Annotated in this window: 22 protein-coding genes; 20 read left to right on the top strand and 2 right to left on the bottom strand. The window is 68.3% G+C overall.

The window, feature by feature from the left end:
* Positions 1 to 81 precede the first annotated feature (81 nt).
* Positions 82 to 966 (top strand): AraC family transcriptional regulator, encoded by an 885-nt coding sequence (locus ABDW61_RS02185; RefSeq protein WP_343635753.1) that lies wholly within the window; start codon positions 82 to 84, stop codon positions 964 to 966.
* Positions 967 to 1,013: 47 nt separating this feature from the next.
* Positions 1,014 to 2,882 carry an ATP-binding cassette domain-containing protein gene (locus tag ABDW61_RS02190; protein WP_343635755.1) on the top strand — a complete coding sequence of 623 codons (1,869 nt, stop codon included), beginning with the start codon at positions 1,014 to 1,016 and terminating at the stop codon, positions 2,880 to 2,882.
* A 129-nt stretch (positions 2,883 to 3,011) separates the two neighbouring features.
* Here ABDW61_RS02190 and ABDW61_RS02195 read toward each other — a convergent pair whose 3' ends face one another.
* Positions 3,012 to 3,797: a fumarylacetoacetate hydrolase family protein gene (locus ABDW61_RS02195; protein WP_343635757.1), complete on the bottom strand. Its 786-nt coding sequence runs from the start codon at positions 3,795 to 3,797 to the stop codon at positions 3,012 to 3,014.
* Between the two features lie 103 nt (positions 3,798 to 3,900).
* Between ABDW61_RS02195 and ABDW61_RS02200 the strand changes: the two genes are divergently transcribed.
* Positions 3,901 to 4,377 (top strand): energy transducer TonB, encoded by a 477-nt coding sequence (locus tag ABDW61_RS02200; protein WP_343635759.1) that lies wholly within the window; start codon positions 3,901 to 3,903, stop codon positions 4,375 to 4,377.
* Between the two features lie 18 nt (positions 4,378 to 4,395).
* On the opposite strand, the gene ABDW61_RS02205 is transcribed toward ABDW61_RS02200, so the two are convergent.
* Positions 4,396 to 5,826 (bottom strand): PLP-dependent aminotransferase family protein, encoded by a 1,431-nt coding sequence (locus ABDW61_RS02205; RefSeq protein ID WP_343635967.1) that lies wholly within the window; start codon positions 5,824 to 5,826, stop codon positions 4,396 to 4,398.
* A 139-nt stretch (positions 5,827 to 5,965) separates the two neighbouring features.
* On the opposite strand from ABDW61_RS02205, the gene ABDW61_RS02210 reads away from it, so the two are divergent.
* The 17 genes from ABDW61_RS02210 (at position 5,966) to ABDW61_RS02290 (ending at position 19,990) form a co-directional block, all read left to right on the top strand.
* The gene (locus ABDW61_RS02210; protein WP_343635761.1) at positions 5,966 to 7,180 is read left to right on the top strand and encodes a PLP-dependent aminotransferase family protein; all 1,215 of its coding nucleotides are present in this window, start codon (positions 5,966 to 5,968) and stop codon (positions 7,178 to 7,180) included.
* A gap of 129 nt (positions 7,181 to 7,309) precedes the next feature.
* Complete coding sequence (locus tag ABDW61_RS02215) at positions 7,310 to 8,149, top strand: PhzF family phenazine biosynthesis protein (RefSeq protein WP_343635763.1); 840 nt, start codon at positions 7,310 to 7,312, stop codon at positions 8,147 to 8,149.
* A gap of 10 nt (positions 8,150 to 8,159) precedes the next feature.
* Positions 8,160 to 8,804 (top strand): VOC family protein, encoded by a 645-nt coding sequence (locus ABDW61_RS02220; RefSeq protein WP_343635765.1) that lies wholly within the window; start codon positions 8,160 to 8,162, stop codon positions 8,802 to 8,804.
* Complete coding sequence (locus ABDW61_RS02225; protein WP_343635767.1) at positions 8,801 to 9,427, top strand: glutathione S-transferase C-terminal domain-containing protein; 627 nt, start codon at positions 8,801 to 8,803, stop codon at positions 9,425 to 9,427. The genes ABDW61_RS02220 and ABDW61_RS02225 overlap by 4 nt, the downstream gene beginning before the upstream one ends.
* A 58-nt stretch (positions 9,428 to 9,485) precedes the next feature.
* A complete protein-coding gene (locus tag ABDW61_RS02230; protein WP_343635769.1) occupies positions 9,486 to 9,977 on the top strand; it encodes a GNAT family N-acetyltransferase in 492 nt (163 codons plus the stop codon).
* Between the two features lie 64 nt (positions 9,978 to 10,041).
* Complete coding sequence (locus ABDW61_RS02235; protein ID WP_343635771.1) at positions 10,042 to 10,986, top strand: SMP-30/gluconolactonase/LRE family protein; 945 nt, start codon at positions 10,042 to 10,044, stop codon at positions 10,984 to 10,986.
* A 257-nt stretch (positions 10,987 to 11,243) separates the two neighbouring features.
* Positions 11,244 to 11,798 (top strand): ATP synthase subunit I, encoded by a 555-nt coding sequence (locus ABDW61_RS02240; protein ID WP_343635773.1) that lies wholly within the window; start codon positions 11,244 to 11,246, stop codon positions 11,796 to 11,798.
* Between the two features lie 15 nt (positions 11,799 to 11,813).
* Entirely contained in the window at positions 11,814 to 12,692 is an 879-nt protein-coding gene (gene atpB, locus ABDW61_RS02245; protein WP_343635775.1) for a F0F1 ATP synthase subunit A, read from the top strand.
* A 78-nt stretch (positions 12,693 to 12,770) separates the two neighbouring features.
* The gene (atpE, locus tag ABDW61_RS02250; protein ID WP_058933479.1) at positions 12,771 to 13,019 is read left to right on the top strand and encodes a F0F1 ATP synthase subunit C; all 249 of its coding nucleotides are present in this window, start codon (positions 12,771 to 12,773) and stop codon (positions 13,017 to 13,019) included.
* Between the two features lie 38 nt (positions 13,020 to 13,057).
* On the top strand, positions 13,058 to 13,528 hold the full coding sequence (locus tag ABDW61_RS02255) for a F0F1 ATP synthase subunit B (protein ID WP_343635777.1): 471 nt from the start codon (positions 13,058 to 13,060) through the stop codon (positions 13,526 to 13,528).
* A 2-nt stretch (positions 13,529 to 13,530) separates the two neighbouring features.
* Positions 13,531 to 14,064 (top strand): F0F1 ATP synthase subunit delta, encoded by a 534-nt coding sequence (locus ABDW61_RS02260; protein WP_343635779.1) that lies wholly within the window; start codon positions 13,531 to 13,533, stop codon positions 14,062 to 14,064.
* Between the two features lie 91 nt (positions 14,065 to 14,155).
* Positions 14,156 to 15,709, top strand: coding sequence for a F0F1 ATP synthase subunit alpha (gene atpA / locus ABDW61_RS02265; RefSeq protein ID WP_343635781.1), 1,554 nt, complete (start codon positions 14,156 to 14,158; stop codon positions 15,707 to 15,709).
* A gap of 60 nt (positions 15,710 to 15,769) precedes the next feature.
* The gene (atpG, locus tag ABDW61_RS02270; protein ID WP_343635783.1) at positions 15,770 to 16,645 is read left to right on the top strand and encodes a F0F1 ATP synthase subunit gamma; all 876 of its coding nucleotides are present in this window, start codon (positions 15,770 to 15,772) and stop codon (positions 16,643 to 16,645) included.
* A gap of 48 nt (positions 16,646 to 16,693) precedes the next feature.
* Positions 16,694 to 18,106, top strand: a complete 1,413-nt coding sequence (gene atpD / locus ABDW61_RS02275) for a F0F1 ATP synthase subunit beta (RefSeq protein ID WP_343635785.1) — start codon at positions 16,694 to 16,696, stop codon at positions 18,104 to 18,106.
* Between the two features lie 152 nt (positions 18,107 to 18,258).
* Positions 18,259 to 18,675, top strand: coding sequence for a F0F1 ATP synthase subunit epsilon (locus ABDW61_RS02280; protein ID WP_091728389.1), 417 nt, complete (start codon positions 18,259 to 18,261; stop codon positions 18,673 to 18,675).
* A 191-nt stretch (positions 18,676 to 18,866) separates the two neighbouring features.
* Entirely contained in the window at positions 18,867 to 19,553 is a 687-nt protein-coding gene (locus ABDW61_RS02285) for a CsgG/HfaB family protein (RefSeq protein WP_343635787.1), read from the top strand.
* 14 nt (positions 19,554 to 19,567) lie between these two features.
* Positions 19,568 to 19,990 carry a DUF4810 domain-containing protein gene (locus ABDW61_RS02290; RefSeq protein WP_343635789.1) on the top strand — a complete coding sequence of 141 codons (423 nt, stop codon included), beginning with the start codon at positions 19,568 to 19,570 and terminating at the stop codon, positions 19,988 to 19,990.
* The last annotated feature ends 16 nt before the right edge of the window (positions 19,991 to 20,006 follow it).

Below are 20,006 nucleotides of genomic sequence, written 5' to 3' on the forward strand. Positions count from 1 at the left end.
CGTCTTGAATGGAAGCGACATCGGCGGGGCTTCTCTCCCGCAGGCAAGGCGCCGCGCCGAAGGCCCCTAGACTGCGGCGCCATGGAAGCCTCCCTGCATCCCGCCACCATCGCCCGGCTGCTCATTCCGCCGCGCGCGTTGGAGGGCTGCCTGTACGCCTACCTCTGGCGCGACCTGTCGGCGGCGGCCGCTCAAGGATTCGAACTGAGCCAGGCCCAGTGCCAGAGCTGGTTCCCGGCGACGCCGCTGTGCGGGCTGAGCTGGTCGCTGAGCGGCCGCGTGCGGCGCCTGGGCCCGTCGGGCGAACCCGGCGACTGGCTGCCGGCCGGCGTGCTGGGCGGGCCGCGCGGCGGACCGCACCGCTTCCAGTCGACGCCCGACGGCCGCGCTTTCATGGCGGCGATCCGGCCCGAGGCGCTGCAGGCGATGACGGGGCTGGACATCGGCGCGCTCAAGGATCGCCTGGTGCCGCTGTCGGAGATCGGTGATCCGGATTGGCATGCGCTGGACGCCGCGATGCAGGCCGCACGCGATGAACACGAAGCCCGCCGCACGCTCGAAGTCTTCCTGCTGCCGCGCTGGCGCGCCGTGCGCGAACGCGTGCTGGCCGATGATCACGTGCCGCACGGCTACGCCGGCTGGATGCAGCGTCTGGCGCTGCGCGCGATCGCTGCCGGACATGGCCGAAGCGTCCGGCAAGCGGAGCGCCGCATCAAGCAATGGAGCGGCCAGAGCCTGCGCGCGCTGCGGCTGGTCAGCCGCGCCGAGGCCGCGTTCCAGGACGTGCGCCGGCTGGACGAGGACGAGGGCGCGGTGATCTGGAGCGCGCTGGCGCAGGAGCACGGCTATGCGGACCAGGCGCACCTGTGCCGCGAGACGCGCCGGCTCAGCGGTTTCAGCCCCGAGGAACTGCGCCGCCGCGTCGCGGCCGACGAAGCGTTCTGGGCCTACCGCGTCTGGGTCTGACCCCTCGCTCCGGGTCTGCCCTCGCCCCCATCGAGGACAATCCCCCGATGGCTGTCCTCTCCCTCACCAACGCCCACCTTGCCTTCGGCCACGTGCCGCTGCTCGACGGTGCCAACTTCTCCCTGGAAACCGGCGACCGTGTCGGCCTGATCGGCCGCAACGGCACGGGCAAGTCCTCGATGCTGAAGGTCCTCGCGGGCCTCGAGAAGCTCGACGACGGTCTGCTGCAGCTCGAAAAGGGCCTGACCAGCGTCTACGTTCCCCAGGAGCCCGAACTCCGCCCCGAGGCCACGATCTTCGACGTCGTCAGCGAGGGCGTGGCTGAAGCCAAGGCACTGCGCGCCCGCTACGAGGCCCATGACGAGAACGACGACCTGGCCTGGGTGCAGGAGCGCATCGAGCAGATCGGCGCGTGGAACTGGGAGCAGCGGGTCGACGAGACGCTGCACCGCCTGGGCCTGGACGGCGCCCGCCCGGTCGGCGAGCTCTCCGGCGGGCTGAAGAAGCGCGTCGCGCTCGCCCGCGCGCTGGTGGCCCAGCCCGACGTGCTGCTGCTGGACGAGCCCACCAACCACCTGGACCTGGACGCGATCCGCTGGCTCGAGGAACTGCTCAACGGCTTCAAGGGATCACTGCTGCTGATCACCCACGACCGCGCGTTCCTGGACAACGTCGCCAACCGCATCGTCGAACTCGACCGCGGCCAGCTCCGCGGCTATCCCGGCAATTTCGCCGCCTTCCAGGCCGCCAAGGCCTATGAGCTGGAGAACGAGGCGCTCGCGAACGCCCGTTTCGACAAGCTGCTCGCCCAGGAGGAAGTCTGGATCCGCAAGGGGGTCGAGGCGCGCCGCACCCGCAGCGTGGCCCGCGTGCAGCGCCTGCACGAGATGCGCAACGAACGCGCCGCCCGCCGCGACGTGCAGGGCAAGGTGCGGCTCGACGTCGCCACCGGCGAATCGAGCGGCAAGATCGTCGCCGAGCTCGAAAACGTCTCCAAGCGCTTCGGCGACCGCGTCATCGTCGACCACTTCACCGGCACCATCCTGCGCGGCGACAAGGTCGGCCTGATCGGCCCGAACGGCGCCGGCAAGACCACCCTGCTCAAGATGATCCTCGGCGAGCTGCCACCCGACAGCGGCACGGTGCGCCTGGGGACCAAGATGACCGTCGCCTACTTCGACCAGATGCGCGACGCGCTCAACCTCAACGCCACGCTGGCCGACACCATCAGCCCCGGCAGCGAATGGATCGAGATCGGCAACCAGCGCAAGCACGTCAAGAGCTATCTGGGCGACTTCCTGTTCTCGCCGGCGCGCGCGGACTCGCCGGTCTCCAGCCTCTCCGGCGGCGAACGCAACCGGCTGCTGCTCGCCCGCCTGTTCGCGCGGCCAGCCAACGTGCTGGTGCTCGACGAACCCACCAACGACCTCGACATCGAAACGCTCGAACTGCTCGAGGAACTGCTGGCCGACTACGACGGCACCGTCTTCCTCGTCAGCCACGACCGCCGCTTCCTCGACAACGTCGTGACCTCGACCATCGTCAGCGAAGGCGCAGGCAAATGGCGCGAGTACGAAGGCGACGTCGAGGACTGGCTGCAGCAGTCACAGCGCGCAGCCGACATCAAGGCGCGCCAGGCACCGGCCGCCGCGGCACCCGCCCCCGCTCCGGCGCCCGCCCCCGTGGTCGCCAACAAACGCAAGCTCAGCTACAAGGAACAGCGCGAACTCGACGAAATCCCCGCGAAGATCGGCGCGCTGGAGACAGAGCAGAAACACCTGCAGGCACTGCTCAACAGCACCGAGCTCTACCAGCAAGGGGCCGCGAAAATCACCGAAGTCACCAACCGGGCGGCGGAGATCGATGATGAGTTGCTCATGCTGATGGAGCGGTGGGAGCAGTTGGAGGCGAAGTGAGGGAGGCTCCTGGACTGCCGTCACCGAGCACGGCGCGGCCACGGCATGGGGGCTCCCTCCAGGACCCCCAAGCCCTGTCCACGCCCCGACATATCACCGCGTGCGGCGGATCTGCGACCGGGGACCGCGTCAGGCCTTGACCGTGAGGTCGCCGAGACCGGCGTAGCGCGCCGTCACCGTCACGCCCTTCGGCAGCTTCGTGGCGACTCGCCAGGAACCCGTCGTGACCACGCTGCCGGCCGGCACCGTCTGGCCCTTGCGGGTCGCCTCCTGAAGCCATCCGGCCACGACCCAGGCGGGATCGTTCAGGCCATGACCGCCGGTGCCCGCCATCGGCGCCTGGTCGCCAACGATCAGCTCGCAGGGCTGATTCGCCCAGTCGTGACCGGGCTTCCACGCCTGCCAGGGACCCAGCGCCAGCGCGCCATGCGTCTGCGCATCGGCCAGACGCAGCAGGCTGTCAGCGCCAAGCCCACGCTGCCAGCGCGAGCCCAGCCATTCAACGGCAACGCACATCGCATCGATGAGGTGTTCCGCTTGGCCGGGCACCAGCGCGGCGGCCATCTCGGGCGTCACGTCCTGCCCGAGGCGCAGCGCGATCTCGGCCTCCGCGCCGATCAGGGGCAGATCACCGAAGTCGCCGCCATTGCGCAGGCCGCGGACTTCGCGCGCCAGCAGCGGCGGCAGCGGGGAATGCCCCAGCGCGCCATCGCGCGACGAGCCGCCGCACTTCCAGAACTGCGCGCGCCCCGGCGCCAGCCAGTCGAGCTGTTTTGCGAGCTCGGCCTGCGCCGCGTACGCGGCCGGTTCATCGGGAAGCGACCAGGCGGCGTCGTCCAGCAGCGTGTCGCCGGACCAGGCCCGGGCGAGCGCGGCACCCAGGTCCGCGGGGGAGGAGAAGCTAGGGATCGTCATGAGCGCGGATCTTAGGCGCGGCCGCTAGCATCCAGCCCGACAACGACACACCGAGCCGGGCGCGGCAGCCCTCCGGCGCAGACACGGCCAGGGAGGCCTCCAGATGATCGACCGCTCCGCAACCCCGGCGCGCGCCGCCGCGGCGCTCCTGTCCGTGCTGCTCGCGGCCTGCGCGTCGCAGCCGCTCAACCCCTTCGGCCGGCCGTACGACGACCAGAACGTCCTGACGCCGGGTCCCTTCGGCGGCTGCGAGGGCACCTACGACGTGCCCCCGTATCTCGAGTTCGGCAGCAAGACCCTGTATCCGGCGACGCAGCACATGAACGCGTACAGCGGCGATGTCGAGGTCGTATTCCGCGTCGACGCGCAGGGGCGGGTGACGCCGCTGACGGTCGCCGAAGGGCCGGCCCGCTCGTTCATCAACCACAACCACCTGGCCATGCAGGACTGGCGGGTGCGCCCGGCCACCTGGAAGGGGACGCCGGTCGAGGCCGTTTGCCGTCTGCGCCAGAGCTACCGGCTCATCGGGCCCTATGCGCCGATCCGCGGCGACAACGAGCCGCCGCCCGAGCGCCGCTGACGGCGCGGGCCGGGCGGGTCAGCGCTTGAGCGCCTCGCGGGCGCGGGCCAGCGCGTGCCAGAACTTCGGGTCCTGCGAGGTCGCGAAGTTGATCCGCATCAGCGTGCCCGGCGTGCGCGTCGGACTGAACAGGATGCCGGGCGCGATCAGCCAGCCCTGATCCATCATCGCGGGCGCGAGCCGCTCGGTATCGGCGCCCACGTCGACCCAGCCGAACAGCCCCGCTGGGGCCGCCGCGAAGCGGCATCCCGCGTCCTCGGCCAGACGCACGCAGCGCTGCCGCGCCGCCACCAGCCGCGCGGAGATGCGCTCCGCATGCTTGCGCAGCAGGCCCTGCTCCAGGCACAGCGCCACCGCGCGGTCCATCAGCGGACTGGTGGTCAGCGAGGCCAGCAGCTTGAGCTCGGTGAGCCGCGCCATGCGGTCCGGGCTCGCCGCGACGAATCCGACCCGCCAGGCGGGCGACAGCATCTTCGAAAAGCCCGAGACATAGATCGTGCGCCGCAATTGGTCGAGCGCCGCCAGGCGCGGCGCGTGGTTCGGCGCGAACAGCGCGTAGGTGTCGTCCTCGACGATCAACAGGTCGTGCTCGTGCGCCAGCTGCAGCACCTGGTGCGCGTGCGCCAGGTCCAGCGTCGCGCCGGTCGGGTTGTGCAGCACCGACACCGTCACGTACATGCGCGGCCGGTGTTCGTCGATGAGGCGCCGCATCACCGCCATGTCCGGTCCGTGCGCGCCGCGCGGCACCGGCAGCAACCGCATGCCGGCCTGCGACAGGCGCGCGTACTCGATCGCCCAGCCCGGGTCGTCGACCAGCACCGCGTCGCCCGGCTCGAGGAAGGCGCGCGTGATCAGGTCCAGTCCGTGCGTCGCGCCGACGGTGCTCATGATCTGGTCGGGCGCGGCCTGAATCGCGATGTCCAGCAGGCGCTGCGACAGCGCGCGGCGCAGCCGCTCGTCGCCGAGCGGCTCGCCATAGCCCGACAGCAGCGCGTCGTCCGCCTGCGCGGCCAGCCGGCGCAGCGTCGATTGCAGCAGGCCCAGGTCCAGCCATTCCGCCGGCAGGGTGCCCAGGCCCGGCGAACGCCGGGCATCGGCCTGGAACATGCCTCGAATGAGCGCGCTCGCGTCGACGGGCGGCGGCAGCGGCGATCGGAGCGATCCGGCGGCGGGCGCGGCCACCGGCGCCCGCGGCGGCAGCGGGCGGGTTTCGCGAACGTAGAACCCCCGCTTCTTGCGCGCCTCCAGCAAGCCTTGGGCGAGCAGCTGGTCGTAGGCCGCCACGACGGTGTAGGGGCTCACGCCGTGATGCCGCGCGCAGTCCCGCACTGAAGGCAGCCGCGCGCCCGGGAGCAGCAGCCGCTGCTGGATCCGCGCCGCGAATCGCTGCGCCAGCTGCTGGGCCAGCGGCTGGCTCGCATTGCGCGACAGGGCGCCGGGCGCGACCATCGTGGCCGTCGAACCGGCCGCGCCGGCGTTCACTGTGCTGGTGTCCATGCCGATACAGATGATGCGGTGGTATGGCTCAGTGTATTGGTTCTGTGCTGGTCGACGCACTAGACTGGGCCGCTCAACCGGAGACACCCCCATGAATCGCAGTCCCTGGACGCAAGCCCGCCGTGCCGCGCGCATGAACCCGTCCATCATCCGAGAGATCCTGAAGGTCACCGAGAAGCCCGGCATCCTGTCGATGGCCGGCGGCCTGCCCAGCGCCGACACGTTTCCGGTCGAGGCCATCAAGACCGCGTGCGACCGCGTGCTGACCCACAACGCCAAGGAGGCGCTGCAGTACGCCGCCAGCGAAGGCTTCGCGCCGCTGCGCGAGTGGGTGGCGGCCAAGGTCGCGACGCTGGGGATCCAGGCTTCGCCGGACCAGGTGCTGATCACCAGCGGTTCGCAGCAGGGGCTGGATCTGGTGGGCAAGCTGCTGTGCGACGCCGGCGCGCCGGTGGCCGTCGAGACCCCGACCTACCTGGGCGCGCTGCAGGCCTTCACGCCCTATGAGCCGATCTTCGCCAGCCTGGCCAGCGACGACGAGGGCCCGCTGCCCGCCGCGATCGAGGCGCTGCCGCATGACGCGCCGGGCACGCGCTTCGCGTATCTGCTCCCGAACTATCAGAACCCCACCGGCCGCGTGATGAGCGCCGGCCGCCGTCAGGCCGTCGTAGCCGCCGCGCGCAAGGCTGGCGTGCCGATCGTCGAGGACAACCCCTATGGCGATCTGTGGTTCGACCAGCCGTCGCCGCCGTCGCTGAGCTCGCTGTGGCCCGAGGGCAGCATCTACCTGGGCTCGTTCTCCAAGGTGCTGACGCCGGGCTTCCGCCTGGGCTACATCGTGGCGCCCAGCGAGATCTATCCCAAGCTGCTGCAGGCCAAGCAGGCCGCCGACCTGCACACGCCCGGTTTCAACCAGCGCGTGGTGCACGAGGTCATCAAGGGCGGCTTCCTGGACGAGCACGTGCCCAAGATCCGCGCCCGCTACAAGGCCAATCGCGACGCGATGGCCAAGGCGCTGGCCGAGTGCCTCCCCCCGGGCTGCGAGTGGCAGGTGCCCGAAGGCGGCATGTTCTTCTGGATCCGTCTGCCCGAGGGCCTGGACGCGATGGCGCTGCTGCCGCGCGCCGTCGACGCCGGCATCGCCTACGTGCCGGGCGCCGCGTTCTACGCGCACCAGCCGGATCCGCGCACGCTGCGCCTGTCCTTCGTGACGCTGACGCCGGACCTGATCGCCGAGGGCGTCGACAAGCTCGGCCGCGTGCTGCACGAGGCGCTCGCGCTGACCACTGCCGAAACCGCGCCCTGATTCCCCGCTGAATCGAGCGCTGATTCCCGCGCCGGGCCGCAGCGCCCGGCGTGTCCCCTGTTCCTGGCACCGTCACCGCCCCGTCAGCCGGGCGCGGTCGACTTCGCCCTGCTGCCAATGAGGCTCCGCATGTCCGAACTCCGCCGATTCGTCCAGGTCGATGTCTTCACCGCCGAGGCCCTGAAGGGCAATCCGCTGGCCGTCGTGGTCGATGGTGCGGGCCTGGACGAGGCGGCGATGGCCGCCTTCGCGCGCTGGACCAACCTGTCCGAGACGACCTTCCTGCTGCCGCCTACCGATCCGGCGGCCGACTATCGCGTGCGCATCTTCACGCCGGGCGGTGAACTGCCGTTCGCCGGTCATCCGACGCTGGGCTCGGCCCACGCCTGGCTGTCCAGCGGCGGCGATCCCAAGCGGCCTGGCGAAGTCGTCCAGGAGTGCGCGATCGGTCTGGTGCGAATCCGCCGCGACGGCGGCCGGCTCGCGTTCGCGGCGCCGCCGCTCAAGCGCGAGGGGCCGGTCGAGCCCGGGTTGCGCGCGCAGGCGCTGAAGGCGCTGCGCCTGGACGAAGCGGCGCTGCTGGACCTGGTGTGGGTCGACAACGGTCCGCAGTGGATGGCCGCGCGGCTGGCCTCCGCGGAGGCGGTGCTCGCGCTGCAGCCGGACTTCGTCGCGATGGCCGGCCTGAAGCTGGGCGTCGTGGGCGCTTATCCTGCGGGTTCGCCACAGCAATTCGAGGTCCGGGCCTTCGTGCCGGGACTGGGCGTTCCGGAAGACCCGGTCACGGGCAGCCTGAACGCGGGTCTGGCACTATGGCTGCAGGGCGCCGGTCTGGCGCCCGACCGCTATGTGGCCGCCCAGGGCGCCGCCCTCGGGCGCGCCGGCCGGATCCATGTGGCACGCGAAGGCGCGCATTGCTGGATTGGCGGCGATGTGACGCCGTTGATCCACGGTCAGGTGAGGTTGTGAAGCCATGAGCATGGAAGTCGATCATCTCGTTGTCGCCGCGAACACCCTGGAGGAGGGGCGCGCCTGGTGTGAACGTGTCCTCGGTGTCGCGCCGCAACCCGGCGGGCGCCATGCGCTGATGGGCACGCACAACCTGCTGCTCAACATCAGCGCGCCGCCGACGTATCCCCGCTGCTATCTGGAAATCATCGCCATCGACCCCGAGGCGCCGGATCCCGGCCGCCCCCGCTGGTTCGACCTGGACCAGCCCGCCGTGCGCGAGCGCCTGGCGCAGGAGGGCACGGCGCTGCTGCACTGGGTGGCGCGCGTGTCCAGCCTGGATGCGACGCTGGCCACCTGGTCCGGCGAGGGCATCGATGCGGGCGAGGCCGTCGAGGCCGGGCGCGGCGACCTGCGCTGGCGCATCGCGCTGCGCGAGGACGGCCGCCGGCTGCGCAAGGAAGGCCTGCCAGTGCCGATCGAGTGGCAGGGCGACGCCCATCCCACCGACAAGCTGCCCGAGAGCGGCGTCCAGTTGCTGAGCTTCGAAGCCCGCGACGGCCTGCGCGCCGAGCTCTCGACGCCCAAGGGCACGGTCCGGCTGGAGGCGATCGAAGGCACCTTGTCCGATGCGCCGACGCAGTCGGGCGATCTCGACGACGCACCGGCGCCATGAGCGCGCTGCGCGTGCTCGGACGCGCCGCGTCCATCAACGTGCGCAAGGTGCTGTGGACCGGCGTCGAGCTGGGTCTGGACCTGGTGCGTGAGGATGTCGACGTGAAGGCCGAGGCCTTCCGGGCGCTCAACCCCAACGCGATGATGCCGGTGTTGATCGAAGACACCGGCGTGCCGTTCTCGATGTGGGAGAGCAACAGCATCTGCCGCTACCTCGCCCGGCGCGAGCGCCGCGACGACCTGCTGCCCGAGGACGCGCAGCGGCGCGCGCTTGTCGAGATGTGGATGGACTGGCAGGGCGGCGAGCTCAACAACAGCTGGCGCTATGCGTTCATGGCGCTGGTGCGCCGGAGCGCACTGCATCAGGATGCGGCGCAGATCGAAGCCGGCATCGCGAGCTGGAACCGGCACATGACGATGCTCGACGGGCAGCTCGAACGCTCGGGCGGCCCGTATGTGCTCGGCGAGACCTTCACGCTCGCGGACGTGGTGCTTGGGCTGTCGGCGCACCGCTGGCGCGCGGCACCCATCGAGCACGCGGTGCTGCCTGCCGTCCAGGCCTGGTACCAGCGGCTGCTCGAGCGCCCGGGATTCGCCAGCCACGGTCCCGCGGCCGGACCCTGACCGCCGCCCCTGAGGCGGCGGCTTGAAGCGCGCGTGCCGCTCGCTACACTCGCCCGCTGTGGATACCCCTGACATACGACTGATCTGTCCCGATTCACCCACGATGTGGGAAGAAGCGCGCGCGATCATGCGCGAATACGCGCAGACGCTGGACGTGGACCTCTCCTTCCAGGACTTCGAGCGCGAACTGGCCTCGCTGCCCGGCGAGTACGCCGCGCCACAGGGCGTGATGCTGCTGGCGCTGGTCGACGGCCAGGTCGCCGGCTGCGGCGGCTTCCGGCCGCTGGCGGATTCGGACTACGCCAACGCATGCGAGATGAAGCGCCTGTTCATCCGCCCCGCGTTCCGCCGCTTCGGCCTGGGGCGCACGATGGCGCAGGCGCTCATCGACCGGGCCACCGGCGCGGGCTACTCCAGCATGCTGCTGGATACGCTCGACGACATGGAGGCCGCGCGCGGCCTGTACGAGAGCCTGGGCTTCGAGGAGATTCCCCCGTACTACTTCAACCCGGTGGCGGGCGCGCACTACCTGAAGGTCGACCTGGCCTGACCGCGGCAGGGGCTTCCTGGTGGCGGTCGCCGGTTTCGCCGGGTTACCGGCATAGCATCGCGGGATGACCTCGCACGCCGCTTCGCTCGCCACCACGTCCTTCGACGAGGACTTCCACCTCACGCCCGCCTCGACGACGCCGGCGCTGCTCGGCGAGTCGCCGTTCTGGCATCCATTGGAGCAATGCCTCTATTACGTCGACATCCCCGGCAAGGCGTTGTTCCGGCTCAGCAACGCCAGCGAGGCGCCCACGCGCTGGGCGCTCAATGACGAGCCGGGCTGCGTGGTGCCGCTCGTCGAGGGCGGCCTGCTGATTCCGCAGCGCAACGGGCTGTGGCGCTTCGATCCGAAGACCGGCGAGTACGTGAAGCTGCTCGACCCGCCGTATGACCCGGCCAAGCGCCGCTTCAACGACGGCAAGGCCGACGCGAAGGGGCGGCTGTGGGTCGGCACCATCGACGACGCGCGTCAGCCCGAGTCGGCGCTTTATTGCCTGCGCGACGGCACCTTCGTCCAGATGCAGGACGGCATCACGACGTCCAACGGCCTGGGCTGGAGCCCCGATGGCCGCACGATGTACTGGGCCGACACCAAGGCGCATCAGATCTATCGGCTCGGGTTCGACGTGGACAGCGGCGCGCTCGGGGAGCGCGAGCTGTTCGCCCGCTTCGAGCCGCGCGGCGCGGAGCAGCCGCTCGAGACCTATGGCGGCCGGCCGGATGGCGCGGCGGTCGACGTCGAAGGCGCCTATTGGGTCGCGATGATGGAAGGGCAACAACTGCTGCGGCTATCGCCGGCAGGCGAGGTGCTCACGCGCGTCGAGCTGCCCGTGCGCTGCGCGACGATGCCGGCCTTCGGTGGTGCGGACCTGCGCACCATCTTCGTCACCACGGCACGGGAAAAGCGCAGCGACGCCGAGCTCGCGGCCCAGCCCTGGGCCGGCCGCGTGCTGAAGATGCGGGTGCCGGTCGCCGGCCTGCCGGTGCAGTTCGCGCGCTGGCCGGGCTGAGCGGCTCCGCCAGCGCTCCCCGGACGGACGCCGCATGACTTGCGGCACGGCTCGCGGGGCCAGGTGTTGCGCGCGCACCTCGCGCGGGCGGCGGGCCGATTCGCGCGAAAGCCCATGAACAGGGCTTGGCACCGCGCTATGCGCGCTTCGCACGGACTGTCAAGTTGCGCCGGATGGGCTGGCGCGACGGCCTGTTAAGGGTCTGTCAGGTCAGTACCCCTATAATCCCGTGGTTTTGCTGAACGTGCCCTGAAGCCGTGAATCCCGATCCAGCGCGCGCATCCGATGCGCCGCCCGCCGAGCCGCCCGCCCGCGTTCCGAAGAACGCGCCAGGCGCCGCCAGCCAGGATCCTTGGGACGACCGAATCGATGGAGATGCGGATGGCGAACCGGCTTTCAAGCCCCTGACGCGAGAAGAAGCACAGGACTTGCGGGCCCGGCTCCCGGTGGTGTCAGCCTGGTCGTTGTTGACCTGGCAGACGGCGGCGGGAGTCGCGATGGTCGCGCTGTGGGGACTGCTGTCCCTGCAGGGTGACAAAGCCTGGTCGGCGCTGTTCGGCGCCGTCTCGGTGGTCGTGCCGAACGCCCTGATGGCGTGGGGCATGACCCGGCGCCCGGCGATGGGCGGCGGCACCGCGGTGCTGTCGTTCATGGTGTGGGAGCTGATCAAGATCATTCTGGCGGTCGCCATCCTGGTGGCGGTCGCCGTGGGGTTCTCGTCCCTGAGTTGGCCAGCCATGCTGTCGACCCTGGTCGTGACCCTGAAGGCAAATTGGCTGGCCCTGCTTCGGCGGGGTCGATTCAAAAAATAGCATCGGAAAGCAACCATGGCAGCAGAAGGACACGCGCCGACCTCGGGTGAATACATCACCCACCACTTGCAGCACTGGCAGAAGAATTTCCAATTCCAGGACGTCAAGCAGACGAACATCGTCGACTTCAGCGTCTTCAACTTCGACTCGCTGCTGTACACGTCGGTCCTCGGCCTGCTGGCTGTCTTCTTCCTCTGGCGTGCTGCACGCAAGGCTCATGCCGGCGTCCCCGGCCGCTTCCAGGCCGCCGTCGAGATCCTGGTCGAGATGGTCGACAACCAGGCCAAGGCGCTGATCCACAACGAGAAGAGCCGCAAGCTCGTCGGCCCGCTGGCGCTGACCGTGTTCGTGTGGATCTTCTTCATGAACGCCATGGACATGCTGCCGGTCGACGCGCTGCCGTCGCTGTGGGCCTGGTATGTCGGCACCACCGGACACGATCCTCACCACGCCTATCAACGCGTCGTCCCGACCGCCGACCTGTCCACGACCCTGGGCCTGTCCACCGGCGTGCTGCTGCTGTGCTTCTTCTACAACATCAAGATCAAGGGCCTGGGCGGCTGGGCCCATGAGCTGATCGCGGCCCCGTTCGGCGACCACTGGGCGCTGTGGCCCTTCAACTTCCTCATGCAGGTCATCGAGTTCATCGCCAAGACGGTGTCTCATGGCATGCGGCTGTTCGGCAACATGTTCGCCGGCGAACTCGTGTTCATGCTGATCGCCCTGATGGGCGGCGGCTGGGCCCTGACCGGCACCGGCATCGGCCTGGCCATCGGCCACGTCATCGCCGGCACGGTCTGGACGCTGTTCCACATCCTTGTGATCACGCTGCAGGCCTTCATCTTCATGATGCTGACGCTGATCTACCTGGGCCAGGCGCACGACGCGCACTGATCCGGCCGGACAGCCTCGATCCCGATTCAACAGTTCCTTTTCCCTTTCCTTTTTATCTAACTCTCTCAGGAGCAAAACATGGAAAACATCCTCGGTCTGGTCGCTCTGGCTTGCGGCATCATCGTTGGTCTGGGCGCGATCGGCGCTTCCATCGGCATCGCGCTGATGGGCGGCAAGTTCCTGGAGTCCTCGGCCCGTCAACCCGAGCTGATGAACGAACTGCAAACCAAGATGTTCATTCTGGCTGGCCTGATCGACGCGGCCTTCCTGATCGGCGTCGCCATCGCCCTGCTGTTCGCCTTCGCCAATCCGTTCGTCCTGCGTTAATCCGCTACGTCCCCTTTCACGACTGAAAGGATCGTGCCGTGAATATCAACGCTAGCCTGTTCATTCAGTGGATCCCGTTCATCGTCCTCGTGTTCGTGACGATGAAGTTCATCTGGCCGCCGATCGTGAAGGCGCTGGACGAACGCGCGGACAAGATCCGCACTGGCCTGGCTGCCGCCGACCAGGCGAAGGCCGAACTGGCCACCGCCAACAAGAAGGTCGACGAGCAACTGGCGCAGACCCGCAACGAAACCACGAAGCTGCTGTCCGACGCTGAGAAGCGCGGCGCGGCCATCGTGGACGAAGCGAAGAAGCGCGCGGAAGACGAAGCTGCCAAGATCATCGCCGCTGCCAAGGCTGAAGCCGAGCAGCAGTCGGTCCGTGCCCGCGAGGCCCTGCGTGAGCAGGTCGCCGCGCTGGCCGTCAAGGGCGCCGAGCAAATCCTGCAGCGCGAGGTCAATGCCAGCGTGCACGCCGAATTGCTGAACCGTCTCAAGACGGAGCTGTAATCATGGCTGAACTCGCAACCATTGCCCGTCCCTACGCCGAAGCGCTGTTCCAGGTCGCGTCCTCGCAGGACCTGAAGGCCTGGAACGAGCAACTGGCCGCGCTGGCGCTCGTCGCCGGCGACAGCCAGCTGCGCCAGTTCGCCGACAACCCGAAGGTGGGCACCGATCAGGTGTTCCAGGTCATGTCGGCGGCCAGCAAGCAGACGCTGCTGCCCGGCGTGCAGAACTTCCTGCGCGAGGTGATCGCCAATGGCCGCCTGTCGGCGCTGCCGGCGATGGTCCAGCAGTTCCACGACCTGGCCAACGCGGCTTCCGGCGTGTCCGATGCGCACATCTACAGCGCGTTCCCGATCGAGCCGGCCCAGCTGGCCGACGTGGTCGCGTCGCTGGAGAAGCGCTTCGGTCGCAAGCTGCAAGCCAACGTTGAGCTGGAGCCTGGCCTGATCGGCGGTATCCGTGTGGTGGTCGGTGACGAGGTGCTGGACACCTCGGTCAAGGCCCGCCTGGAACGCATGAAAGTGGCGCTGACGGCCTGAGGCGCGAGCCTCAGGCTTTCGGCCCGACTGCCAAGATCCCCCCGATTCACCCTGGTGTCCCGCTGCGGCAGGATGCCGTTGGGAGCAAGCAATGCAACTGAATCCTGCTGAAATTTCCGAACTGATCAAGAGCCGCATCGAAGGCCTTGGCGCGTCCACCGACGTGCGCAACCAGGGCACCGTGGTGTCCGTGTCCGACGGCATCGTGCGCGTGCACGGCCTGTCCGACGTGATGCAAGGCGAAATGCTGGAGTTCCCGGCCGCCGCCGACGGCTCGCAGACCTTCGGTCTGGCCCTGAACCTCGAGCGCGACTCCGTCGGCGCCGTGATCCTGGGCGCCTACGAGCACATCGTCGAAGGCGACACCGTCAAGTGCACCGGCCGCATCCTCGAAGTGCCGGTCGGCCCCGAGCTGATCGGCCGCGTCGTGAACGCGCTGGGTCAGCCGATCGACGGCAAGGGCCCGATCAACGCCAAGATGACCGACGTCATCGAGAAGGTCGCCCCCGGCGTGATCGCGCGCCAGTCCGTCGACCAGCCGGTGCAGACCGGCCTGAAGTCGATCGACTCGATGGTCCCCGTCGGCCGTGGCCAGCGCGAGCTGATCATCGGCGACCGCCAGACCGGCAAGACCGCCGTGGCGATCGACGCGATCATCAACCAGAAGGGTCAGAACATGACCTGCGTGTACGTCGCGATCGGCCAGAAAGCCTCGTCGATCAAGAACGTCGTGCGCGCGCTGGAAGCCGCTGGCGCGATGGAATACACCATCGTCGTCGCCGCCTCGTCGTCGGAATCCGCCGCCATGCAGTACGTGTCGGCCTACTCCGGCTGCACGATGGGCGAATACTTCCGCGACCGCGGCCAGGACGCGCTGATCGTGTACGACGACCTGTCCAAGCAGGCCGTCGCCTACCGCCAGGTCTCGCTGCTGCTGCGCCGCCCGCCGGGCCGCGAAGCCTTCCCCGGCGACGTGTTCTATCTCCACAGCCGCCTGCTGGAGCGCGCTGCCCGCGTCAACGCCGAGTACGTCGAAGCCTTCACCAAGGGTGAAGTCAAGGGCAAGACCGGCTCGCTGACCGCGCTGCCGATCATCGAGACGCAAGCCGGCGACGTGTCCGCCTTCGTTCCGACGAACGTGATCTCGATCACCGACGGCCAGATCTTCCTGGAAACCAACCTGTTCAACGCCGGCATCCGTCCCGCGATCAACGCCGGTATCTCGGTGTCGCGCGTCGGTGGCGCTGCCCAGACCAAGCTGATCAAGTCGCTGTCCGGCGGTATCCGTACCGACCTGGCCCAGTACCGTGAGCTGGCCGCGTTCGCGCAGTTCGCCTCGGACCTGGACGCCGCGACCCGCAAGCAGCTGGACCGCGGTGCCCGCGTGACGGAACTGCTGAAGCAGGCGCAATACAGCCCGCTGTCGATCAGCCTGATGGGCGCGTCGCTGTACGCGGCCAACAAGGGCTTCATGGACGACATCGAGGTCAAGAAGGTCCTGGCCTTCGAGCACGGCCTGCACCAGTTCCTGAAGACCTCGCACGCCGCCCTGCTGGCCAAGCTGGAAAGCGACAAGGCCATGGACAAGGACGCCGAAGCCGAACTGAACGCCGCGATCACGTCGTTCAAGAAGTCCTTCGCCTAAAGCAACCATGACCGGGTCTCGCTGAAGTCTGGCAAGACCCGGCCCTCACAAGGAGAAATCATGGCAGCAGGCAAGGAAATCCGCGGCAAGATCAAGTCGGTCGAGAACACCAAGAAGATCACCAAGGCCATGGAGATGGTCGCCGCTTCGAAGATGCGCAAGGCGCAGGATCGGATGCGCGCGGCCCGTCCGTACGCCGAGAAGGTCGGCAACATCGCAGCCAATCTGTCCAAGGCCAACCCCGAGTACCGTCATCCGTTCATGGTGTCGCATGCCGACGCCAAGACGGCCGGTTTCGTTGTGGTCACGACCGACAAGGGCCTGTGCGGCGGCCTGAACACCAACCTGCTTCGCGCGACGACCAACAAGCTCAAGGAGCTCGAGGCCGCCGGTCAGAAGTCGGAAGTGGTGGCGATCGGCAACAAGGGTCTCGGTTTCATGAACCGGATCGGCGCCAAGGTCGTCGCGCACGCGACGCAGCTCGGCGACAGCCCCCAGCTCGAGAAGCTGGTCGGCCCGGTCAAGACGCTGCTGGACGCGTATGCGGAAGGCAGGCTGTCGGCGGTCTATCTCTGCTACACGCGCTTCGTCAACACGATGAAGCAGGAGCCGGTGGTGCAGCAGCTGCTGCCGCTGACGGCCGAGTCGCTGGAGACGGATGCCGCGGGTCACGCATGGGACTACCTGTACGAGCCCGACGCCCCGACGGTGATCAACGAGCTGCTGGTGCGCTACACCGAGGCCCTGGTCTACCAGGCCGTGGCCGAGAACATGGCGTCCGAGCAATCGGCGCGCATGGTGGCCATGAAGGCCGCGACCGACAACGCCGGCACGCTGATCGGTGAGCTCAAGCTGGTCTACAACAAGACCCGCCAGGCCGCGATCACCAAGGAACTGTCGGAAATCGTCAGCGGCGCCGCCGCCATCAGCGGTTGATCTCGCGATCGATCGCAGGCAACAGATTTGAATTGAAGGAACGAAGAAATGGCTAACACTCAATCGGTGGGCAAGATCGTTCAGTGCATCGGCGCCGTGGTGGACGTGGAGTTCCCGCGCGACCAGATGCCGAAGGTCTTCGACGCCCTGAAGATGGAAGGCTCGGCCCTGACGCTGGAAGTGCAGCAGCAGCTGGGCGACGGCGTGGTCCGCACCATCGCGCTGGGCTCGTCCGACGGCCTGCGCCGCGGCACCGAGGTCTACAACACCGGCGACATGATCAAGGTCCCCGTGGGTCAGGCGACCCTGGGCCGCATCATGGACGTGCTGGGCAACCCGATCGACGAGCGCGGCGATGTGTCGTCCGCCCAGACTGCCCCGATCCACCGCAAGGCCCCGGCCTATGACGAGCTGAGCCCGTCGCAGGAACTGCTGGAAACCGGCATCAAGGTCATCGACCTGATCTGCCCGTTCGCCAAGGGCGGCAAGGTGGGTCTGTTCGGCGGCGCCGGTGTCGGCAAGACCGTCAACATGATGGAGCTGATCAACAACATCGCCAAGGCTCACTCGGGTCTGTCGGTGTTCGCGGGTGTCGGCGAGCGTACCCGTGAGGGCAACGACTTCTATCACGAGATGTCGGACGCTGGCGTCGTGAACCAGGAGGACCTGAGCAAGTCGAAGGTCGCGATGGTCTATGGCCAGATGAACGAGCCCCCGGGCAACCGTCTGCGCGTCGCGCTGACCGGTCTGACGATGGCCGAGTCCTTCCGCGATGAAGGCCGTGACGTGCTGTTCTTCGTGGACAACATCTACCGCTACACGCTGGCCGGCACGGAAGTGTCCGCGCTGCTGGGCCGCATGCCGTCCGCGGTGGGTTACCAGCCGACGCTGGCCGAGGAAATGGGCCGCCTGCAGGAGCGGATCACGTCGACCAAGGTCGGCTCGATCACCTCGATCCAGGCCGTGTACGTCCCCGCGGACGACCTGACCGACCCGTCGCCCGCCACGACCTTCGCCCACTTGGACGCCACCGTCGTGCTGTCGCGTGACATCGCGTCGCTGGGCATCTACCCCGCGGTGGACCCGCTGGACTCGACCTCGCGTCAGATCGACCCGAACGTCATCGGCGAAGAGCACTACACGACGACCCGCGCGGTGCAGTCGGTGCTGCAGCGCTACAAGGAACTGCGCGACATCATCGCGATCCTGGGCATGGACGAGCTGTCTCCTGAAGACAAGCTGGCCGTGGCCCGTGCCCGCAAGATCCAGCGTTTCCTGTCGCAGCCGTTCCACGTCGCGGAAGTGTTCACCGGCGCGCCCGGCAAGTACGTTCCGCTGAAGGAAACGATCCGCGGCTTCAAGATGATCGTCAACGGCGAATGCGACCACCTGCCGGAACAAGCGTTCTACATGGTTGGCACCATCGACGAAGCCTTCGAAAAGGCCAAGAAGATCCAGTAAGACTTCGCAGACGGCGCGCTGGCGTCGTTGCCGTGCTCGCCGGACTCCCAGTCCGGCTCCGCGCGGCGCCTAGCCAGCCCACCGTCTGCTCGCTTACTGAATCTTCTTCCCGCGGCGGCCTAGGCCTCGCGGGTCAAACCTAAGGAAACGCAATGGCAACCCTCCACGTGAACGTGGTCTCGGCGGAAGAGCAGATCTTCTCGGGCGAGGCGAAATTCGTGGCGCTGCCGGGCGAAGGCGGCGAGCTGGGCATCCTGCCCAAGCACACCCCGCTGATCACCCGCATCAAGCCGGGCGCGGTGCGTATCCAGCGTCCCAATGGCGATGAAGAGTTCGTCTTCGTCGCCGGCGGCCTGCTGGAAGTGCAGCCGGACGTCGTGACCGTGCTGGCCGACACCGCGATCCGCGGCAAGGACCTCGACGAGGCCCGCGCCGAGGCCGCGAAGAAGGCCGCCGAGGAAGCGATGAAGAACGCCAAGAGCGACATCGACTTCGCCAAGGCGCAAAGCGAGTTCGCGGCCATGGCCGCGCAGATCGCCGCGCTGCGCAAGTTCCGCGCCAAGCGCTGAGCCCCCATCTCCTCGCGCACCGGGACGCCGGTGCGGCGAGGACACCACACTGCATCGGCAGGACTGCGAAAAACGCGCACTCCTGCCGATGTTCTTTTTTTCGCGCTATGTCGGATAGCGCACACTGCCAACACCCGGATCAACCGGGGGAGCCGGCGCGAAAGCCGGCTGTCTTTTTTGAGGGAGTTCCCATGTCCATCCACGTTCTGGCGCGCCGCGCCACGCTTGCGCTCGCGCTGACGGCCCTGTTCGGCTGCGCCACCGAGCAGTCCCGCACCATCGAAGTCCCCCGCGCGGTCACGCCGCCGCCCGCCCAGTACCAGGGCCAGCGCGCGCCGATCGCGGTCGGCAAGTTCGAGAACCGCTCCAGCTTCATGCGCGGCATGTTCGCCGACGCCATCGACCGCCTGGGCAACCAGTCCAAGTCGATCCTGATCGCCCACCTGCAGCAGACCAACCGTTTCAGCGTGCTGGACCGCGACAACCTCGAAGAGGCGCAGCAGGAGGCCAAGTTCAAGAACAGCAGCCTGACCATCAAGGGCGCGGACTACCTCGTGACGGGCGCGGTGACCGAGTTCGGCCGCAAGGAAGTCGGCGACCAGCAGCTGTTCGGCGTGCTCGGCCGCGGCAAGAAGCAGATCGCCTACGCCAAGGTGACGCTGAACGTGGTGAACAGCCAGACCTCCGAGGTCGTGTATTCGGCGCAGGGCGCTGGCGAGTACGAGCTCTCGACCCGCGAGGTGGTCGGCTTCGGCGGCACCGCCAGCTATGACGCGACGCTGAACGGCAAGGTCCTGGACCTGGCCATCAAGGAGGCCGTCAACACGATGGTCGCCGGCATCGACAGCGGCGCCTGGAAGCCGCAAGCCAGCCGCTGAACGGGAGCCCGACCATGACCATGATCCCTGTGATCCGCGCTGTCGCGCTGACCGCCGTGGCCGCCCTGCTGACCGCCTGCGGCACGCCGCAGAAGCCGCTCTACCAATGGGGTGGCTATCAGAGCAGCATGTACCAGTACTTCAAGACCAACGGCGAGATGCCTGGCGACCAGATCACGCAACTGGAGTCGCAGCTCATCAAGAACAAGGCCGCCAACGAGGCGACGCCGCCCGGCCTGCACGGTCACCTGGCGCTGCTGTACGCGAAGGTCGGCAACGACGACGCCGCGCGTGCACACCTGGAAGCCGAACGCGCGCTGTTCCCCGAGTCCGCCGCCTACGTGGACTTCCTGCTGAAGAAGCCGGCCGAGAAGTCGGCCGCCATGCAGGCCGCCGCCACGCCGGCTGCTCCCGCCAAGGCGGCGAGCGGCGTCTGAGACCGATCGAGGAACC

It is taken from the genome of Roseateles sp. (genome assembly GCF_039595595.1).
GTDB lineage: Bacteria > Pseudomonadota > Gammaproteobacteria > Burkholderiales > Burkholderiaceae_C > Roseateles.